This is a genomic window from Devosia elaeis, from assembly GCF_001650025.1.
Lineage (GTDB): Bacteria > Pseudomonadota > Alphaproteobacteria > Rhizobiales > Devosiaceae > Devosia > Devosia elaeis.
This window is the reverse complement of the sequence record NZ_LVVY01000130.1, coordinates 1-19,221: the sequence shown is the minus strand read 5'-3', so window position 1 is coordinate 19,221 and position 19,221 is coordinate 1. Positions and strand designations below refer to the sequence as shown.

The following is a 19,221-nucleotide window of genomic DNA, read 5'->3' as shown; positions in this document are numbered from 1 at the left end:
GTTCACTCCTGTGCGCCGAGGTTTGACCAGGCATGGCGAAGGGCCGAGACCGTGATCTCGGCACCGCCGCCGCTCATTGCGGCATAGGCAAGCACCTTGCTGACCCCGCGCAGCGCGCCGGGCTTGCTGGCGATCTGCTGGAGCAGGTCCAGCTCGGCCTTGCCTTTGACATTCCAGGCGGCCGCCAGCGCCCGCACGTCGCCGATCGTCGGGCGCGAGATGAACAGGCGCGATCCGATGCGGGAGAAGAGCTGGGCGAAATGGCTGGCGCGGGTGCCGCCGGTGAGACGGGCATAGACTGCCTCGTTACCGACAAGGGCGAGGCCGATGCCGGTGGCGTCGTGGATCGAGCGCATCTGCTCAAGCGCGGCGACCGAAAGGTGCTGGGCCTCATCAATGATGAGCAGGCCCCGCGTGCCCTCGACGCGGCGGCGGATGGCGCGAGCGATCTTGCGCGCGCCGCCGGCTGCATCCCTGATGCCGACCGCCTCGGCGACCTCCTCAAGCGCGGGGACCACCGGGGCGCTGTCCGGTGCCATGGTGGCGATCCAGACAGACGGGTTCGTGTCACGGTACTGGCGCAGGCTGACCGTCTTGCCAACGCCGGGACCGCCATAGATGCAGACGATATCGCCGGCCATCTGGCCATAGGCGAGGGTGTCGATGATTTTCAGGCTCGACGGCGAGCGAAAGAATGTCGGAATGGCCGGCAATGCGCCCGCGACATCATCTTTTCGGCCGCGCGCCGAGAGCCAGTTTTCGACCTTACCCTCGATCTCCTCGTTCGAGCCGGCGTATTTGCCCTGGAGCCACTGGTTGAGGGCCGAAGGTGAGATGCTGATCTCGCGGGCGGCGGCGGCCTGCGAAAGGCCGGCCTGGCGCATCGCCTCACGCATGCGCTCGCGAGCATCGGTCGGGACGCTCACCAGCGTGTCCATGTCGCTTTCGGTGGGCACCGGACGCTCGATATGGACAATGTTGGTTTCTTCGGTCATTTATTGGGTCTCCTTTCGTTCAGGGGATGGCCGGTTGGCGGTACTATCGCCGCCGGCCGCTTTTCCAAGGGGCCGCCCTAAAGCTGCTCCTTGAGAAACTTCTGGTGCAGCGCGCGCACGTTGGCCGAGAAGCGCTCGGTAAGCTCATCATCCCGGTCTTCCGGCAGATCGAACGGCACATCATCGGTGCCGGTGCGCTTGGCCTCGCTCTGCGGATCGAAGGGCTTGGCCCAGTGCGCGGCGATCACCTTGTGATCGACCGATGGCGCGGGATCGTCCGGCGCGGGCTTGGTGGCGTTTTCGTAAAGGGCAGCGCGCTCCAGGGCGCTCATGCGCGACACGGCGGCCGCTTCCCGCTTGGCCGCCTTGGCCGCCTGCTCGCGGAACTTCTTCAGCTCGCGGCTCGTCGTGGTGTCGTTGAAGGCAACGCTCGGGCGGTGCTCGGCCTGGCACAGATAGTCGCCGGCCAGCGAATAGATGAAGATACCAGCGTGCAGATTGTCGGGATCGAAATGCGCCACGATGCGCTTGCCCGAAAGCCGCGCGCTGGCCTCGCTCCAGTAACGGTTGCGGCCATGGGTGCTTTGGCCGGCCTTGATCGACACCATGCCGGTCTGATCGACGCGGACCACCTCGCGCACCATCAGCAGCATGTTGCGCTGGCGCTGCGAGAACTTGCGGAAGACGATCGAGCGGGTTGCCTCTTCCCACGCCTCATCGAAGCTCAACAGGCCCCGACAGGCTTCTGTCTGGCGGCCCTTCTGGCTGTTATGGCGGGCGATCTCCTGATCGAGCACCGCCCGCAATTCTTCCGCGTCGATCGCGGTGGCCTTGCTGTAGCCGCGCTCGATAAAGGCGGGATGCGTGGCGACCTTCTCGTGGATGCCGCCGATGCCGAAGGCGCGCTCGATCGGCTTTGCGCCGGGCGTGCCTGTCACCCTGTCGGGATTGGTCCACTTCGGCGTCATCCCCAGGGCCGGCAGAAGGCCCAGCCCGTCGAAGTCCTTGTCCTTGAAGCGATGGCGGCCGGGCGCGCCCGCCGTCATCGTCTTGTTGGCGGCAACGCGGGTGTTGTCGAGCCATACGAACTGGGGCGCGCAGACGCCGGTCAGGTCATAGGTGGCGAGCCGGAACAGGTCCGTGTTTTCCGTCTTTCCCAGACGCCATGCGAGGATTTTGCGGGTACGCAGGTCCTGATAGAGCCATGCCGTAGCGGTGTTGATGATCTCGCCATCGGGGAAGCGGACCCAGAGCCGATCGAATTTCAAGCCGTCGCCATTGACCGCCTCGCCAGCGGCGAACACGGTAGCGTCCCGCTGCTGGCGCGGGAACAGGGCGGCCATGGCCTCCTCGCCCTCGCGCATCAGGGTAAGGGTCAGCCGGTCCACATCGGTCTCGATCCGCCGCGCCATCGTGCGCTCGGACGGGATCGTCCAGCCCTCAACCGCCGCGACTTCTTGCAGGCGGCGATAGGTGTCGGCATGGGATGGCTGGCGGCGGGTCAGATAGTGACCGGCATACCAGTCCCAGGCGCGCGGATCGCACTCGGCCTTGGCTTCCGTGTTTCCGGCGTATCTCGGGGCAAGGGCGGCGAGCCAGTCCTGCCGCTCGATCCCCTTCACCATGGCGAACCAGCGCCGGATCGTGGCCGGGTTGACCTCCGCCTGGCTCGCAACATGAGCGATAGCCGTGAGCTTCTTGAGGCCGGCCGCCGTCAGATCGGCGACCGCCTCCAGGGCCTTGAGGCGGCGATTGGCCTCCTGGTGGTGAGCATCGGTGAGCCGCTCGAAGCGCGCCCACAATCCGTCCTGGTCGTAACCCTTGCCGCGCACCGGCTTCTTCGGGGCGCTGCGCAGGATATAGGCTGCGCGCGCTTTGTCGGGCAGGCTGGAAAAGTGGTATTCGAAGCCGCCGCCACGGCCGGCGCGATCGCGGCGCTGCCAGCCCTCGCGGGCGGCGCGGCGGATCAGCGCGCTGGGGGTCGATGGCAAATCGGGCAGGCCCAGCTCGGCCCACTCGGCTGCGGTGCGCCACTCCATCATGTGCGCCCCCGCTTGATCGTGACCGGAGACATGCGCTTGAGCTGGTTGCGCCGGTTGCGCAGCTCCTCGATCTCCTGATCGATGAAGCCGATCTCGGCACCGATCGCCTCCTCGCCCACCAGGAGCCGGCACCCGACCTTCTCGGCGATCATGGCGAGCAGGTCGTAATCCTTGGTCGCAAGGATCATGGCGACCAGCCGCACCACCGAAATCTGATGCGTCTCGCGGCTCTCGGCCGTATAGGCGTCGAGCATGTTCTTGGAGATGTCGTCGCCGAGCATCTCGCTCATCTTGGCGGCGACCTCGTATCGGGAAAGCGATTGACCCTTGAGGCTGCGGCTCAACGCCTGGCGCAGCTCTTGGTCGAGACCGGCGATCGATCCGGGACGGACCTCGGTCGGCGTCGGAACCACGAAATATTCATCGAACGACATCTGCCGGTCATCGCGGTTGCGATAGCTTTTGCGGCCACTCATGCCTTGCCACCATCGGTTGCATCGGCGTCGGTCGGCCGCTCGCATCCGGGGATGACGAACTGCGGCCCGACCTCGGTCATCTCGATCGGAAACTCGAACTCGCCGATAAGCTCGGCGCGATCCTCGATACGACCGGCGGTTTTGCCGATTTTCTTCATGGAAAGATCAGTCATGCCCCCCCCCCCCGAAAAAGAAGCGGCCGGACGCGCCGCGCGCGAAGCACGGTTTGTCCGGCCAGTTGGGGAGGAGACCTTTTGCGGACTGATGGCGCACGCAAATGCGATCACCATCATCGCGTGGCGCAAATCTTCCAGATGCGCCATGACATCGAGCGCCAGGCCACCATCGATCCTGCGCGCTGAACTGAATGATGCGGCGCGAGCCGTCAGGAACGCTGCACCGACCGTAAATCCGACCGCCACGCACGCCTCACAAAGCTCGGCGATCTTCTCGTGAACGATCGCGTCGGGCAGGCGCAGGATCAGGCCGGCGCGCTCGGCGTCGGTCGCCATGGCGATGATCTGCTCGGCCGGCGGGAAAAGGGTGTCGCTGATCGGGGTCGCGCGCGTCATGCCAGCGCCTCCCGGATCGAGATGGCGGACGCGGCGGTGACACCGCGCCCGCCTTTCCCTACCTTCGGATGGCTCAACAAACCCAAGGAGAGGGAAATGGGAGAAACTGATATCGGTCGGGACGCCGACCTGCGCGAGGAAATGGACTGGACCCTGCAAGGCCAAGCGCACCTGATTTGCGCGCTGGCGTCGGCCCTGGAGCGCAGCGGGGCGCTCGACCGGGACGCATTCCAGCAGGTGATCCGCGAAAAGGTCAGCTGGCTGGCGCACCACAACGCTGACCTGCGCATCGCCGTGCCGCTTTTGCTGGCGGACCAATGGCTCACTGCTCCACCTCCGAACCCTGCTGATCCGTATGACGGGAGCGTCCGCGATTACCTTCGGCCTGCATGAGCACGTCGAGGCGCTCAACCTCGCGCCGATAATGGTCGGCGCGATAGTTCATCTTGACGGCCCAGGCCGCCCTGATGCGATCGCGTTCGAGGTTGGTCAGGCCGCGCTCATTCCAAGGCGCTATGCCCATATTGGTCGGGGCGCGCATGTTTATGCCGCCCGTGAATTTTTACGCTGACGAACGTGCGCATTCGGGATAAACTTCACACGTCCGAATAAGGGGCGGTTTGGCATCCCGTCCGGCCCGTATCGGTCGGGCCAGATTTCCTGGGGGTCCACACCCAGGAAGTCGGCGACAAGGCGTTCGATCGCAGGCCACGGCTTGCGCAGGACCTGGCGTAGCGCGCTTTCGTGATACCCGTTCGCGATAGACAGCTCGCTCATGGTCTTGCCGCGCATGCGGATCGCGGCCTTGATCTCTTCGGGGTGCCAGCCTTTGCCTTTGCGGGCAATGCGCGCGGGTCTCGCCATCAAGAGCCTTCGCTTTCGTTTTCATCGCCTCCAGGAGTGCTGTCCGAGGGGCGATAAGTGCGGTGTAAAATGGACACGTTCGAGATATACATTCACATGAACTTACGCGATTTGCAACCACGTTTGTACGCGTCAGAGTTCGAATGGCGGAGAGCGTCCGCAGTTAGGCTTCTAAATCATTGTATTTCAAAGATTATCGCAAACTCTGACACGCGCAGACGTTTGTGTGCGGCAATGTCAGAGTTATGAACGTGAAGTCTGACGCAGATCACACGTTTGTACGCAGGATGGAGCAGCTTGTTGAAATGGCCGGAGGGCGCGGACAGCTTGCAGCCAAGTCCGGCCTATCAAGGAGCGTTATCGACAAATATCTTCAAGGTGCATCAGAGCCGTCACGCCCGCGCCTGGTCGCCCTGGCGGGCGCTGGGCCTGTATCGGTAGCCTGGCTCGCAACCGGCAAGGGGGAGATGAGCGCCGAGCCCCGCGCTGCGGATGATGATGGTGCGCACGAATTGGATAAGTGGTTGTTTTCCCGCGTGATTGACGGCATTCGCCGCACCTATGAAAAGGTCGGCGGCAGGCTCCAGACCGTCAACGAGGTCGAGCTGGGCTTGGAGATGTATCACCGGATCGTGGCCGTCGCCGAGACCCAGGATGAACAGCGCGGGGCTTTGCTGATGGCGCTCGATCAGCTGGAGCGAGAGTTGCTCGAAAAAGGCAGACGGGCGGCGTCTGGTAAACAATCGGCCTGATCGTGGTCAGTCACGACGAGCCGGTTTGAACGGTTTTTAAATGCCGTTGAAAGGTGGGTTTCAATGTATTTGAATTTACAGGCGGTTGCGCAAACCTCGTGTCGCAAACCGCCCGCTACTCCCGATGTGCGCAAACCTTCCCCCTTGGTCGCGTCATCCTTCTGTCGGCCCGTAAGGCCATGATTTCCCGGCGTTTGTGCCGTTATGTCCCTTACCATCCCGCATTATCCCGGAATGTGCAAACCTCGTGTCCGTCAACACTTTTAGCGCCTTCAGGTTTAAGCGGACACGGTTCTAATCGCTCTCTCTCTCTTAAGGGGTGAGAGGCAAGAGCCGCGATTCCAGCCCAATCCGGATCGTCACCCTCGGGCCTGACCCGAGGGTGACGAGCGGTGGGTGGGGGGATAGAACCGCTTCCGCTTGAACGTGAAATGCCGTCAGGTGCCGTCCGGCGCTACTGTCACCACCTGGAGCCGGGCGAGGGCCGTGGCATTGTCGAGGTGCGAGCGCAGATCGCTATTGGTGACGATGACGTCGATATCGTCGAGATGGGTGACCTGGTGGGGAGCCTTGCGGTCGAACTTGCCCTCATGGGCGACGAGGATCACCTTGCGGCTCTGGGTGAGAATTTCGCGGGTGAGCTCGACTTCCATGGGGTCGAATTCGAGCACGGCGCCATCCCGGTCAATGGCGCTGGCGCCGATCAGGGCGATGTCGAACTTGAATTTCTGCCGGCTGCCGCCGCCCAGGGTGAGGATGGAGGTGTCCTTGTTGCGCACATAGCCGCCATAGGCATAGACGGTGGCATCGGTGTGCAGGGCGCAGGTATAGATCACCTCGAGATTGGGCGTGGCGATCAGCACGCCGGGAAAATCGGCAATCACATTGTGCAGGTGGTGGAAGGTGGTGCCCAGGCCCACGAAGATCGTGGCGCCGTTGAATAGGAAGGGGCGCAGCGCCTCGACAAGCTGCCGCTTGATCTCGATCTCGGTGCTGTGCCGTTCGCTATAGGTATAGCGGGCGACGCCAGGCGCCGCGAAGGCGCCGCCGAATCCCTTGACCAGAAGGCCGCGCTCGCCCAGCACCTTGAGGTCGCGGCGGATGGTCTGGGTGGTGACGGAGAATTGCGCCGCCAGTTCGGAGACGGCGGCCGCGCCATTGGCGCGCACCGCCTCCAGGATCTGCGCCTGGCGCTGGTTGAGATCGGCCATGCCGCTTTCGGGCGTGTCCGGCGCGGAATAGGGCGAATCCATCCGCGCATGACCGCTCATTTCAACCGCACGCCCAGATAGGTGCGGTCATCGGTCAAGGCAATGTCGGTGGTGCCCTTGGTGCTCATATAGCGGCCGATCTTGTGCAAGTCCTCGGCCTCCACCTCGCGGAACGCCTGTTCCCAGGCGGCCACGCCGAAGCCCTCTCCCAGCTTGAAATAGCCATCGGAAAATAGCTCGATCGTTTCCACTTCGGCCAGTGGGTAGGAACGTGTCTCCACATATCGTTCCGGCACGGCGAAGCCATCGAGCCCGCCATAGCCCAGGACGGGCCCGGTGACGTTCTGAAAATCGCCCTGCGCATGGCAGATGCCGCCATGCACCAAAGCCTCGATCTCGGCGGCGGGAACGGCCGGCAGATGTGCCCGGCAAGCCGCGAGCGAGCGGCTTTCCAGTTCCGCCAGGACGCCAGCATCGGCGGTTTCGGACCCGGCGGCCTGGTGGCGCGTGCCCAGCCAGGTGATGGCGGCGGCGAGGCGGTCGCAGGTTTCGGTATCGCGGTCCAGCGCCTCGAAATAGCGCCAGGTTTCGCGGCGCATGATGGCGGTAACGTCGTCCAGCGGCTTGAGGACCTGCAACACGTCATTACCGTTGATGCGCAACCCGCTGTCGCCGAGCGCCACCACTTCGAGCCGGTCGCCGATGATCATGGCGGCCATGACCGTGCAGCCGCCGCGCAGCTTCCAGTCGGCCGTGACGGCATCGAGCGCGTCGTTGGCGACATAGCCGGCATGGATGGCCCGGCCGAGATAATCGATGAAGTGCATGCCGCCGGCATATTGCAGGTCGGGCTGGCTGGCATCGCCCTGCGCCAGGATGAATTTCTCGATGGCGCCCTGGACGATGCGCGAGGCGAACTGCCCCGAGAGCATGCCGTTGTAGCGGGTGCCGTTGCGGTCGGTTACGCCGTCGATGACGGCGTAACCACGATTGGGCATGATGACGAGAGAGTCCTCATTGGCGTGTGGAGCGCTGAACTTCTTGCCCAGCGTGAAGGCTTCCAATTGCTGCATTCGGATATGGTCCCGTCATAATACCAGGTTGTCGGAGGCTTATTCGCCGATGGCCACGCGCCACAGACCGAGCACGCCTTCGGCGCCGCCCAGATCGATCAGGGGCTTGGGCCGGACGACATTGACGTCGCTCAGATTGGGCGTGCCCGGAGGAGGAGCCACGTCGGTGCGCACCGAGCGGCGGCCGATCTCGTTGGCCAGCAATTCCTGGGTGGACTTGGACAGGGCCCAATCGATGAAGGCCTTGCCGCCTTCCGGATTTGGTCCGCCACGGACCAGCGCCACGCCATCGGGCGTCGCCACCGTGCCGTCGGAGAGCAGAATCACGCCCATGGGCGCGCCGCCATGCACATATTCGAGCGCATTGTCTTCCAGCGTCAGGCCCATCGAGGTTTCGCCGTCGGCGACGAAACGCGGCACCGAACCCGAGGAATCGGTGAGCACGAAATTCTTGGCGATTTCGGCATAGGTGTCCCAGCCTTCATCGCCGAAAATGGTGAGCACCGCCTGGAGCTGCTGCATGGCCGAGCCGGAATTGTCGGCGCGGGCCGAAGCGATCTGGCCCTGCCACTTGGGATCGGCAAGCTCCGCCCAGCTCTTGGGCGCATCGTCCAGCGAGAGCATGTCGGTATTGACCGCCAGCACATAGACCACCGAGGTATAGGGGGTCCAGGCGACATCGGTGACGAATTGGGGGTCGATCGTGTCGAATTCGGGCGGGTTGTAGGGCTCGAGAATATCGGCCAGTTCGGACAATTGGCTGCCCGAGATGGACCAGATGACGTCGGCCGCTGGCGCGCCGGCTTCGGCGCGGGCGCGGCGGGCGACATCGCCCGAACCGAGCTGCACCACTTCGGCCTTGAGGCCGGTATCCGCTTCGAACACCGGCAGGAGCCGGTCCACGATCGAGGATTTATGGGCGGTATAGATCACCACCGGGCCTTCCTGGGCCTGCAGAGCCGGGCTCAGGGCCGTGGTTACCGCCAGCGCCAGTGCCATGCCTAGGAATGTTCGTTTTGCAACACGCATGATTTCCTCCTGTTCTCCCGTGATCAAAAATTGATCCGCCACGATCATGAAACGACATTCCACTTGTTGCAAGGCGAAAATCGTGGTTACAATTTTGACACAATGAGAACAGGCTAGGGGAGGGCTTGCATGGCCTATCTGACCGTTACCGACGGCGTGAAGCAGTTCACCGGCTTCCGGGCGCTGAACGGCGTCTCCATTTCCGTGGAGCGTGGGGAATTCTTCACCCTGCTGGGGCCGTCCGGCTGCGGCAAGACCACCTTGTTGCGCGCCATTGCCGGCTTCAACGACCTGACCAGCGGCAGCATCATGCTCGACGGGCAGGACCTGCGCGCCATCCCGCCGCACAAGCGCGATATCGGCATGGTGTTCCAGGATTATGCGGTGTTTCCGCATCTGTCGGTGTTCGACAACGTCGCCTTCGGCCTCAAGCCGCGCAAGGTGCCTGCCGAACAGATTAAGACCCGCGTGGCCGAAGCCCTCTCCGCCGTGCATCTGCAGGCCCTGGCCGAGCGGCTACCCGCCGCCATGTCCGGCGGCCAGCAGCAGCGCATCGGGCTGGCGCGCGCCATGGTCATCAATCCGCGCCTGCTGCTCATGGATGAGCCGCTGTCCAATCTCGACGCCAAGCTGAGGATCGAACTGCGCGAGGAAATCCGCGACATCCAGAAGCGCGTCGACATCGCCACCATCTATGTGACGCATGACCAGGAAGAGGCGCTGGCCATTTCCGACCGCATCTGCGTCATGAGCGCCGGCCATATCGAGCAGATCGGCACGCCGCAGGAAATCTACGGCAATCCGCAGACCCTGTTCGTCGCCAATTTCGTGGGCACGCTGAACACGCTCGCCGATGGGGAAGGGCGCGCCAAGCTGCTCGCCGAACTGGGCATTTCCGCCAATGCGGCGCATTGGACGATCCGGCCGGAACGGCTGTCCCTGCTCGAGGCGGGGCAGGGCGCGCCTTCCGGCGCGGTCGCCCTGGCCGGCACGATCAGCAAGTTCACCTATCTCGGCCGCGAGGCCCATGTCCTGGTCGACACGCCTGCCGGCGCCCTGGTGGTGCAGGTCTCCAATCCCGCGCTCGGCGCCGTCCGGACCCCTGGCGAGGCGGTCTCCGTCCTGGTCGAGCGCAGCGCGCTGATGGCTTTCGACGCCGACAGCAAACGTCTGTCCCTGGAGGGCTAGGCCATGTCCCGCAAATTCGATTTCTGGACCCTGGTGATGATCGGCACCTGGGGCATCCTGCTGCTTCTGCTGTTCATCCCGGTCGGCTCGGTGCTGCTGTCGAGCTTCTTCGACACGTCCGGCAATGCCACGATCGAGAATTACCTGCGGTTCTTCGCCGAGCCGCGCTTCCAGCGGGCCTTCATCAATACGCTGGTGGTCGGCTTCGGCGGGCTGGCCGGCGCATTGCTGCTGGGCTCGATCATGGCCTTCTGCATTTCGCGCTTCCAGATCAAGGGCAGCCGTTTCGTCTCGCTGCTCGCCATCCTGGCGCTGGTCTCGCCGCCCTTTATCGGCGCCTATTCCTGGATCGTGCTGTTCGGCGCGGGCGGGGTGGTGCGGGCCTGGCTGCGCGATTTCGGCATCATGATGCCGCCCATCTATGGCGTCGGCGGCATCCTCGTCGTCTTCGCGCTGAAATTCTATCCCTTCGTCTATCTGATGGTGTCGGGCGCGCTGTCCAACGTGAACCGCTCGCTCGAGGAAGCGGCGGAGGGCCTGGGCCTCACGCCCCTGCAGCGCACCTTCAAGATTTCCTTCCCCATGGTGTTTCCCGCGCTCACCGCGGGAGGGCTGCTGGCGCTGATCCAGTCCATCGCCGATTTCGGCACGCCGCGCCTGTTGGGCCGGGGCTATAACGTGCTGGCGACCGAGGCCTATACGCTCTATTCGGCCGAAGTGGGCTCGAACATGTCCATGGCCACCACGATCAGCGTGGTGCTGATCGCGGTCTCCCTGGTCTTCGTGCTGCTGCAGCGCTTCATGTCGCGCCGCAATGTCTATCACGGCAACATGATCAACAAGCCGACCAAGATAAAGCTCAAGGGCTGGCGCAACGTGCTGGCGCATTTCGCGGTCTATTTCATCGGCCTGTGCGGGGCCATGCCGGTGATCATCTCGGTCATCTATTCGCTGCGCCGCACCAATGGCCCGGTGTTCCAGGACGGCTTCGCGTTGCAGAGCTATGAACGCATCCTGTTCAACTTGGGCGACGTGGTGCGCAATTCGCTCACCTTCTCGGCCTCGGCCGTGGTGATGATCGTCATCGTCGGCACCATTGTCGGCGTGCTGGTGGCCCGGCGGACCACGCTCAACACCTCGCTGCTCGATGGCGCCTTCATGATCCCCTATGTCATGCCCGGCATCGTCATCGGCATCGCCTATATCGCCGCCTTCAATACCGGGCCGCTGGTGCTGACCGGCACGGCGTCGATCATCGTGCTGTCGATCTTCATCCGCCGCCTGCCCTATACGGTGCGCACCACGTCCTCGGCCCTGCGGCAGATATCGCCCTCGCTGGAGGAGGCGGCGATCTCCCTCGGCTACAGCCCCTTCCAGGCCTTCCTGCGCATCACCGTGCCGCTGATCGTGCCCGGCATCATCGCCGGCGGCATGCTGAGCTTCGTCACCGCCATCAACGAGCTCTCCTCCTCGCTGGTGCTCTATGTGGGTTCCACCATCACCATGCCGGTGCGCATCTACCTGCTGATCCTGGACGGCGATTTCGGCACGGCGGCGGCCATGTCCACCATCCTGCTCGTGCTCAGCGGCATCGCGGTCTATATCGCCTTCCGCCTCATGGGCCGCAACGAGCAGGCGCTGCTCTAGCCCAGGCGCAATCGGCAAGCCATCTCACCCCGCGGGACCGGGTCCCGCGGGGTTTTGTTTTGCCGGCGCGGCAGTGAGCACAAAGGGCAGGCCGGCGCACGCCGTCCCGGCATCATGGCGATGCCGGGGCGCTGGAAGCGGCGATCGCGGCCGCCGCGTCGGTATGGCCTTGCCGCCGGCCTTGGCGGGAACTGTGCCGGAAACAAAAAACCGGACCTCCGAAGAGGCCCGGTTCCATTGGTCGGAGTAGCGTGATTCGAACACGCGACCCCCTGCTCCCGAAGCAGGTGCGCTACCAGGCTGCGCTATACTCCGTCAGGCGTGTGACCTCGGGAAATTCCTGCCCGGAAAGCTCCGGGCGCGTCACGACGTGGCGGCGTTATAGCCTCGCGCCCGCCTCTGTTCAAGCGCTTCCCACAACCTTTTCCGCAGGCCTCGACATCGTGTTGCGAAGCACGGTCAAACCGTGTAGGAACCGCGCCAGTTGGGGCGTCGCCAAGTGGTAAGGCAGCGGTTTTTGGTACCGCCATTCCCAGGTTCGAATCCTGGCGCCCCAGCCATGATTCTGCATGTCTGTCAATATCCCTTGCGTTACGGACTTCGAGTTATCCAGAACAATCGTGTTCTGGGGGTCGAGTCGCAGTAACTGGGGTACATGCCTGTGATACATAAGGCAGGTACATATGGCACGCGGACCCCATCTTCTTCGTCGAGGCGCCGTCTATTACTGGCAGCGGCGGTTGCCGACTCACATCGCAACACGCTTGCGAATCTCTCATGTCAAGGTGAACCTCAGAACCAAGGACGTGGCCGTTGCCCGTCGCCTGGTCCCGCCACTCGATGCGCGGGCAATGGAGGTGTTTGTGGATAAGAGCGCAGAGATCAGCCGGGAACAGCTCGGTTCCCTGTTCAAGGCGGTGCTGGTGGAGCACCAGCAGAAGCTCGGCCTGTTGGCCGATCTCGAGCGGGCCAATCCAACGGCCGAGCGCGCCGAATTGCTGGAGACGGAGCTGGCACAGGGCCTAGCTTATAGGCTGCTGTCGGAGCAGGGCGCCAATGCCCATATCCATGAAGAGGAACAGCAGCGGCTGCTGGAGGAAGGGCGTGGCGCCGATTTTATCGTCAAGGTGATTGAACACATCGCGCGGCTTCATGACGGGGATGAAATCAAGATTTCCCGGCAGCGTCTGGCGCGGTATATCCGGGATGCGGGCGCCGAGGTGAATGCGATCAGCCTGACCCGGGCCCAGCCGGTTTATCTCAGGGCTTTGGGCGAAGCCCTGCTGGGCGCCGAACAGCGCTATGGAAACCGGCCGGTTTCCGAGCTGGATTTCGTCACGCTGATGGAGGAGGCGAGGGGAGGGTCGTCGCAAACCCCCGCGCCGACCGCTGCAATTGCTAACAATGACTTGGCCACCAAGGACGTTGCTGCTGTGCGACCAAAGCCGCAGGGCAAAGCAGGTGGTATCGCCGAGGTGGCAATGGCGCTGGAGAGCAAACGCGTTCAGGACGGTGAGTGGGACAAAAAGACAGCTCGACAGGCCAAGTTCATTTTCGACCTGTTTGGTCGCTACATGGCAGAAGAGTTCGGCATCGCCGATCTGTCTAGTGTGCACCAAGACCACCTCGCCGATTTCGACGGTTTCCTCCGTTCGTTGCATATGAGTTTCGGCAAAAGCCCCGATGACAAGAAGCGCTCCATTGCCGAAATCCGTATCATCGCCCAAGACAAGATACCCGAGTGCGGAACGCTACAAGGTGCAACGCGCAACCGCCACCTCACATTCCTGGGGCAGCTTCTCAAATATGCCCGCAGCGGTCTTGGTGTTGCTCTCGATCCGGAGCTGTCGACCACGGCGTTTCGCGCCAAGAAGAACAAGCGTGGCCGCGATCAGCGGTCAATCCCGGACAAAGCGGATGTGCAGAGACTGTTCCAAAGGCCGGTCTTCATCGGCTATGCGCATTGGGACGATATCGACACGCCCGGGACAGAGTTCTTTCACCGCGCCGAATATTACTGCACCATTCTGGCCGCCTATGAGGGAGCGCGCCGCGAGGAGTATTGCGGGCTGGCGGTGGACGATGTCATCCAGGACAATGGCGATATTCCCTATATCCATATCGCGCCCAATGCATTCCGCCGCATCAAGAATCTGCAATCGGTGCGTAACCTGGCGCTCCATCCCGAAATCATCCGGCTCGGTTTTCTTGAGTATGTCGAAGCCATCAGGGCCCTGGGCTACCAGCGCCTGTTTCCAGATCTCTATTCGCCGTCCTCGCGCTCGCTATTGGGAGACCGACTTTACAAGCAGATGCTTTCATCGCTGCGCGCGGTTGGTTTCACGCCACATCAGGTGCGTCACTTCTTCGGCGACGAGCTCAAGCAGAACGAAGTCATGAAGGAGTTCCGAGCAGATTTGCTTGGCCATGGAGGGGATTCCGAGACGACCGAGCGCTATTGCAGCCCAATCAGCATCGCCAAGCAAATGGAGCATTTGCTGAAGCTGCCGGTGGTGACGGCGCATCTTGAGCCGCAGCCGATCCGGTTGGTGCCCTGGGTGGAAGCCAAGCAGGTTGCGCCGTGGTCGAAGGCAGCCAAGGCCGCGCCGCGTCCATAGAGTTGGCCGGAAGATATCGTGATGGTCCGCAACGCTAAGGCGGTGACGCATTCGTGATGGCCTGCCTTTCAGGGTTTGGCTCGATCATTCGCGACGTGTTCATTCACTAACACATTGGAGCAGGACATGCAGATGGTTGAATTGCCCGGTGTGAGTTTCGGCGGCGTGTCCAGAGGCGACGGATGGAGCGCAAGTGGGCGGTCTGAATACCAGATGGGCAGGGAACGGCACGACGGTCTTTCGCTTCAGAAAGAACGCGGTGGACACATCGTGACGCATGTCCGCCAGTGGCTTCTTGTGCCCCAGGACGTCGATCCAGGGACATGGAGCCGTGATCGGATATGGCAGGCGGCCGGAGAGGCGGAGCGCCGCAGGGATTCCAGAGAGGCGCGGTATTTCGATATTGTCTGGCCCAGGCAGCTGAACACCGAATGGGCCGAAAGCTGCGTAGAGGAGCTTTTTCGACCACTGGTGGATATGGGGTTGGCCGTCCAGGTCGACTGGGAGAGATCGCCGGCCAAAGATGGATTGCCGAACGATCATCTTCACGGCCTGATTTCGACGCGAGCTTTGTCCAATGATGGATTCGCGAGACGGAAATGTCGCGAGCTCGATGTCTGGTTTCGTTTTGACGTGCGCGTTCGCGTCGCTGAAGGGTTCAATTCTCTGGCGAAAAGGCAGGGTTTAGAAATAAGCTTCGATCCGCGCCCCAATGTCGAGCGTGACGGCACACTGCCCCCCGAGGATAAACTGCCAAAAAGAGTTTTGGGTGGCCGCCGGGCGGGAGGCGGTTCGCCAATTTTGAAACGACGCGATGCACAACGCCAGTTGCGTGACGAGCATCAGAAAATCAAAAAACGGATCGAGGCGCTCAACGCCGACAGGCAGGCGGCGCTGGACGCGTTGGAGCAGGCCTTTGCCGACCTTTCGGTCCTCACATCGTTGCAGGCGAGCACAGATGAGTTGGCTCCGCTTTCCGTCGAGAGTGCCATGGCCGCGCTCATGGAGCGCGGGATAAGTGTCGAGCAGAACATTCCTATCGAGAACGTTGGTTTGGTTCTGGTGATCGGCGATGCCTTCATTGTCGATCGAGGCGATAGGATACTCCTTGAGGAGCCCATACGAGAACGAGGCGCTCGCGCCATGCACAGTCTGGCGCGCTGCAAAGGTTGGCGAGATCTGACTTTGATGGACTCCTCCGGCATGCCTATGCCGGTGCCCACCGATCCGGGTGTCGTGTTTTCGCTTGCCTCGCCGGGTCCTGACTGGTCTCGACTGGAACGACTTGGTAAGCACCACGTCGTTCAGGCCGTTAACGCCATAGTCGGCCTGTTGAAATCCGCAGGGCCGGAGGAGCGCGCCAACACGTTAGGCCGCGTCAGTCGTTGGCAGAACCCGCATTTGATCCGGATGGTCGCGCAATTGGTGGCTTATGCGCAGTCGGAAACTGAGAGCCAGGTTCCTGCCCGAACCATAAAGCAGATGACTATGCACGCATTGGCTGGTCGATCCGACCTTTTGAGCATATTTCAGCTCGAGCAGGATCTTGTTGCGATGACCGTTCCTGGTAACGCCTTGTCCCGACCGTTCCGACCTCATCCACGCCACCTTGACTACTATGGACATGGTGAGGAAACGAGATCGATTTTCATGGACGATGAAAGGGAAGGGGCCGTTTGATGTCTCGCCTTATCCAATCGCTCCAGGACCTGACGTCTGTTGAGGGCGCATTGCAGGACGCGTCTCGGCTTAAGAAGGACTTGGAGCGTCGGGCCTGGGCGGCGTCGGGCCGGACGGTCAGCCGAGCGCGACAGTTGATCGCTGAGGCAACGCTATCGCTGTTGGCCGAGAAAACGGCCATTGACGCAACCAGCCTTGAACAGGCAGTCAAACGCATTGCCTTGAAGAGCGATCAGTTTGCAGTCGATTTGAGCGAGGATTGGATAGAGGCCGCCCTGGGCCGGCGCTCAGACTGAGGCGTTCGACTGCTCGATTTCGCAATCAGGTTGAATCGCCTGTAGTGTTCACCCGGGCGGTCTTTGCAGAGAGCATGTTCTCGGCCAGAAGCGACAGTTTCTGCTCAAACCCCTTCATGGCCGCGGCGAGTTGGCGCTGGGCGACCATTTCCTTTTCGCTGAGCTGTGCTGTCAGTTTCTCGATCTTGCGATCCCTAGCCACGATCTGCGCTTCGGCGCTCGACAGAGCCTTGCTGGACTTATCGAGCTCCCGACCCAAGTCGACGACTTGCTCGTCCAGCGCAGCATTGACCGCCCCTAGCGTTTCCACCTCGGCCTCCAGGTCACCGAGCATCCGGTGCAGCCGCTCAATCTGATCGCGGGTTCGCACCGCTTCAGCTTTTCGGCCCTCGGCAAAGATCTGCGCGACGACTGGCCGGACCAGATCGAGGATACCCGCCGGAAGGTCGTCCACCGCTTGCGGCGGCTCCTCACGCAATGTTTTAAGATGCTTCAATACCGTTGGTTTCGAGCCACCGCCGATCGCGGCGATCACCGCGTCGGCGGTGGCGCGTTGGTTGTTCAGATGAAGCTGCGCGACGGCTGTGTTTCGGCGTGCAAAATTGACCCCGTTATGGGGGTAATCGGCATCTAATTTTGACCCCCTGGATTTGTTGAGCAGACTGCCTGTTTTGGATTTGACGGGCGGTTGGGGGATGAAGGGCGTGGATACGATTGCACGGGTTCGTCGGGCATATTTCGTGCAAGGCAAGTCCATCAAGCAGATCGAGCGGGAACTGCATGTTGCGCGCAATACGGTGCGCAAGATCATCCGTTCGGGCGAGACGAGCTTTTCCTATGAACGCGAGAAGCAGCCGCTGCCGCGGATCGGCCCATGGCAAGCTGAGCTGGACCGACTGCTGCTGGCCAACGAAGGGAAGGCGGCACGCGAGCGGCTGACGCTGATCCGGGTGTTCGAGGAACTGGCGGGCCTCGGTTACGAGGGGAGCTATGATGCGGTCCGGCGCTATGCCCGGAACTGGAGCCGGGATCGCTCGTCCAATGTGGCTTCGGCGTTTGTGCCGTTGAGCTTTGCGCCCGGAGAAGCGTACCAGTTCGACTGGAGCCACGAGATCGTGCTGCTCAACGGCACGACGGTAACGGTCAAGGTTGCCCATGTGAGGCTGTGCCATAGCCGGATGATGTTCGTTCGGGCCTATCCACGCGAGACCCAGGAGATGGTGTTCGATGCTCATGATCGGGCCTTCGCGTTCTTCAAGGGCGCCTGCACGCGCGGCATCTACGACAACATGAAGACAGCGGTCGAGACCATCTTCGTGGGCAAAGAGCGGGCCTATAATCGGCGCTTCCTGCAGATGTGCGGCCATCATCTGGTTGACCCCGTCGCCTGCACGCCGGCCTCCGGCTGGGAGAAGGGTCAGGTCGAGAACCAGGTGGGCCTGGTGCGGGAACGCTTCTTCACGCCGCGTCTTCGGTTCCGCAGTTATGATGAGCTGGAGACCCGCAAAAACCGTGTCTTCAGGATCGATGATGCCGTGATGGCCGGCTGATTTCAGCGCTTTGGCATATTTGGGCGTTATTTGACCCTGTTTTTGACCGCCTGTGGTGCCCCACAAAGGGCATTTTCCCCGTTCCCGGGCAGACTCATGCCGTGACCGCGCGCTTTTCGTGGAAGACCAAGCGATCGAAGTTGTAGGCCAGATTGGCCAGCGTCAGTTTCGCCTCGGCCCGCGCGACGCCGATGGTGCGGATGAACAGGCCGAACCGGTTTTTCTGGTGAGCAAACACGTGCTCGATCCGGGCGCGGATCGAGGATTTGACCGCATTGGCCCGCGCGGTCGCGATCGGCATTGATTTCCCCTTGGGCTTGCGCCGATGGATGCGGCTGGTCAGCATGCGATCGGCCAGCCAGGCCTCGTTGCTTTGCGAGCGGTAGGCACTATCGGCCCAGACCTCGCTGCTGGTGTTTTCCCGGTCAATGACCTGGCGCAGCATCCGGCCATCGGGATGGTTGGCCGAGGTCACCGCTGCGGCCCGGATGAAGCCATAGCGCCGGTCGATGCTGATATGGCTTTTGTAGCCGAACACCGGGATGGCGATCATGGGCAGTGGCGTGCCGTCGGGTCGGTAGCGCACCTTGCCGCCGATCTTGAGGGTCCAGCGCGCGTCGGTATCCTTCTGTGCGGCTTTGGCCGGTTCGTTTGGCCAGATCTGCTTGGCTGACTTGCCAGCCTTGATGGCGTCCCGCTCGCCGTCGGTATTGCGCTGCTTGGGCGCCGGCACCAGCGATGCATCCACGATCTGGCCCGACATCGGGATGTAGCCCTTCTTGTGCAGTTGCCAGTCGAAGGCCTTCATCACCCGCTTGAGCGTGCCGGTCTCGGTCATGCGGTTGCGGAAATGGCGGATGGTGTTCTCATCGGGCGTGCGATCGCCGAGCGAGAAACCCAGGAAGCGCATCCAACTCAGGCGATCGCGGATCATGAACTCGGTGCGGGCATCGGACAGGTTGTGCTGGGCCTGCAGGATCAGGATCTTAAACATGGCCACCGGATCGAACGGCGGCCGGCCACCCTTGCTGCCGTCGCCATAACCCAGCCCCTCGACCAGCCAGGATCGAAAATACTCGAAATCCACCGTCTGCTCCAAAATCTCGAGCGGATCGCCATGCTCGCTGAGGGCTTCAAGATGATCGTTCAGGCTGAAAAGGGAATGCGGGTCCATGATGGCGCTCCATGATCTGCTGCGCGTCAAACAGGGTGAGCCTCAGCGTCAATC

The 19,221-nt window shown here is 62.4% G+C and carries 17 protein-coding genes, 2 tRNA genes and 1 pseudogene; 9 read left to right on the top strand and 11 right to left on the bottom strand.

Features of this window, described 5'->3' with window-relative positions; translation table 11 throughout:
* Positions 1 to 2 precede the first annotated feature (2 nt).
* The 4 genes from A3840_RS17215 to A3840_RS19500 form a co-directional block, all read right to left on the bottom strand.
* Positions 3 to 995 (bottom strand): AAA family ATPase, encoded by a 993-nt coding sequence (locus A3840_RS17215; protein WP_082903996.1) that lies wholly within the window; start codon positions 993 to 995, stop codon positions 3 to 5.
* Between the two features lie 77 nt (positions 996 to 1,072).
* Positions 1,073 to 3,037: a transposase domain-containing protein gene (locus tag A3840_RS17210; RefSeq protein ID WP_082903995.1), complete on the bottom strand. Its 1,965-nt coding sequence runs from the start codon at positions 3,035 to 3,037 to the stop codon at positions 1,073 to 1,075.
* A complete protein-coding gene (locus A3840_RS17205) occupies positions 3,034 to 3,513 on the bottom strand; it encodes a hypothetical protein (protein WP_067459806.1) in 480 nt (159 codons plus the stop codon). Before A3840_RS17205 ends, A3840_RS17210 begins: the two co-directional genes overlap by 4 nt.
* Positions 3,510 to 4,085: a hypothetical protein gene (locus tag A3840_RS19500; RefSeq protein WP_131798364.1), complete on the bottom strand. Its 576-nt coding sequence runs from the start codon at positions 4,083 to 4,085 to the stop codon at positions 3,510 to 3,512. Before A3840_RS19500 ends, A3840_RS17205 begins: the two co-directional genes overlap by 4 nt.
* 96 nt (positions 4,086 to 4,181) lie before the next feature.
* Here A3840_RS19500 and A3840_RS19495 point away from each other — a divergent pair, with 96 nt between their 5' ends.
* Entirely contained in the window at positions 4,182 to 4,478 is a 297-nt protein-coding gene (locus A3840_RS19495; protein ID WP_131798363.1) for a hypothetical protein, read from the top strand.
* A 150-nt stretch (positions 4,479 to 4,628) separates the two neighbouring features.
* On the opposite strand, the gene A3840_RS17190 is transcribed toward A3840_RS19495, so the two are convergent.
* Complete coding sequence (locus A3840_RS17190) at positions 4,629 to 4,949, bottom strand: helix-turn-helix domain-containing protein (RefSeq protein WP_067459798.1); 321 nt, start codon at positions 4,947 to 4,949, stop codon at positions 4,629 to 4,631.
* 251 nt (positions 4,950 to 5,200) lie between these two features.
* Here A3840_RS17190 and A3840_RS17185 point away from each other — a divergent pair, with 251 nt between their 5' ends.
* Positions 5,201 to 5,701, top strand: coding sequence for a helix-turn-helix domain-containing protein (locus A3840_RS17185; protein WP_165603209.1), 501 nt, complete (start codon positions 5,201 to 5,203; stop codon positions 5,699 to 5,701).
* 437 nt (positions 5,702 to 6,138) lie between these two features.
* Here A3840_RS17185 and A3840_RS17180 read toward each other — a convergent pair whose 3' ends face one another.
* The 3 genes from A3840_RS17180 to A3840_RS17170 are packed head-to-tail and all read right to left on the bottom strand — an operon-like array spanning position 6,139 to position 9,014.
* The gene (locus A3840_RS17180; protein WP_082903994.1) at positions 6,139 to 6,972 is read right to left on the bottom strand and encodes a DeoR/GlpR family DNA-binding transcription regulator; all 834 of its coding nucleotides are present in this window, start codon (positions 6,970 to 6,972) and stop codon (positions 6,139 to 6,141) included.
* Positions 6,969 to 7,985 (bottom strand): hypothetical protein, encoded by a 1,017-nt coding sequence (locus A3840_RS17175; protein WP_067459789.1) that lies wholly within the window; start codon positions 7,983 to 7,985, stop codon positions 6,969 to 6,971. The genes A3840_RS17180 and A3840_RS17175 overlap by 4 nt, the downstream gene beginning before the upstream one ends.
* A gap of 39 nt (positions 7,986 to 8,024) precedes the next feature.
* Positions 8,025 to 9,014 (bottom strand): extracellular solute-binding protein, encoded by a 990-nt coding sequence (locus A3840_RS17170; protein ID WP_165603208.1) that lies wholly within the window; start codon positions 9,012 to 9,014, stop codon positions 8,025 to 8,027.
* A gap of 129 nt (positions 9,015 to 9,143) precedes the next feature.
* Here A3840_RS17170 and A3840_RS17165 point away from each other — a divergent pair, with 129 nt between their 5' ends.
* Together A3840_RS17165 and A3840_RS17160 are read left to right on the top strand one after the other, a co-directional pair.
* On the top strand, positions 9,144 to 10,202 hold the full coding sequence (locus A3840_RS17165; RefSeq protein ID WP_067459784.1) for an ABC transporter ATP-binding protein: 1,059 nt from the start codon (positions 9,144 to 9,146) through the stop codon (positions 10,200 to 10,202).
* A gap of 3 nt (positions 10,203 to 10,205) precedes the next feature.
* Positions 10,206 to 11,849 (top strand): ABC transporter permease, encoded by a 1,644-nt coding sequence (locus tag A3840_RS17160; protein ID WP_067459781.1) that lies wholly within the window; start codon positions 10,206 to 10,208, stop codon positions 11,847 to 11,849.
* Positions 11,850 to 12,087: 238 nt separating this feature from the next.
* Here A3840_RS17160 and A3840_RS17155 read toward each other — a convergent pair.
* Positions 12,088 to 12,164 (bottom strand) — tRNA-Pro (locus tag A3840_RS17155).
* Between the two features lie 170 nt (positions 12,165 to 12,334).
* On the opposite strand from A3840_RS17155, the gene A3840_RS17150 reads away from it, so the two are divergent.
* From A3840_RS17150 to A3840_RS17135, 4 genes are all read left to right on the top strand, one after another.
* Positions 12,335 to 12,409 (top strand) — tRNA-Gln (locus tag A3840_RS17150).
* 123 nt (positions 12,410 to 12,532) lie between these two features.
* Entirely contained in the window at positions 12,533 to 14,467 is a 1,935-nt protein-coding gene (locus tag A3840_RS17145; RefSeq protein ID WP_109442357.1) for a DUF6538 domain-containing protein, read from the top strand.
* A 126-nt stretch (positions 14,468 to 14,593) separates the two neighbouring features.
* The gene (locus A3840_RS17140) at positions 14,594 to 16,147 is read left to right on the top strand and encodes a MobA/MobL family protein (RefSeq protein WP_131798362.1); all 1,554 of its coding nucleotides are present in this window, start codon (positions 14,594 to 14,596) and stop codon (positions 16,145 to 16,147) included.
* Positions 16,147 to 16,443 carry a hypothetical protein gene (locus A3840_RS17135; RefSeq protein WP_067459772.1) on the top strand — a complete coding sequence of 99 codons (297 nt, stop codon included), beginning with the start codon at positions 16,147 to 16,149 and terminating at the stop codon, positions 16,441 to 16,443. The genes A3840_RS17140 and A3840_RS17135 overlap by 1 nt, the downstream gene beginning before the upstream one ends.
* Before the next feature lie 25 nt (positions 16,444 to 16,468).
* Here A3840_RS17135 and A3840_RS19185 read toward each other — a convergent pair whose 3' ends face one another.
* Positions 16,469 to 17,200 carry a DNA-binding protein gene (locus A3840_RS19185; RefSeq protein ID WP_082904009.1) on the bottom strand — a complete coding sequence of 244 codons (732 nt, stop codon included), beginning with the start codon at positions 17,198 to 17,200 and terminating at the stop codon, positions 16,469 to 16,471.
* On the opposite strand from A3840_RS19185, the pseudogene istA reads away from it, so the two are divergent.
* A pseudogene (gene istA, locus A3840_RS17120) lies at positions 17,139 to 17,939 on the top strand (IS21 family transposase); the annotation flags it as partial. The gene A3840_RS19185 and the pseudogene istA sit on opposite strands and share 62 nt — an antisense overlap.
* Positions 17,940 to 18,087: 148 nt before the next feature.
* Here the strand turns inward: istA and A3840_RS17115 are convergent.
* Entirely contained in the window at positions 18,088 to 19,167 is a 1,080-nt protein-coding gene (locus tag A3840_RS17115; protein ID WP_067459760.1) for a transposase, read from the bottom strand.
* Between the last annotated feature and the right edge of the window lie 54 nt (positions 19,168 to 19,221).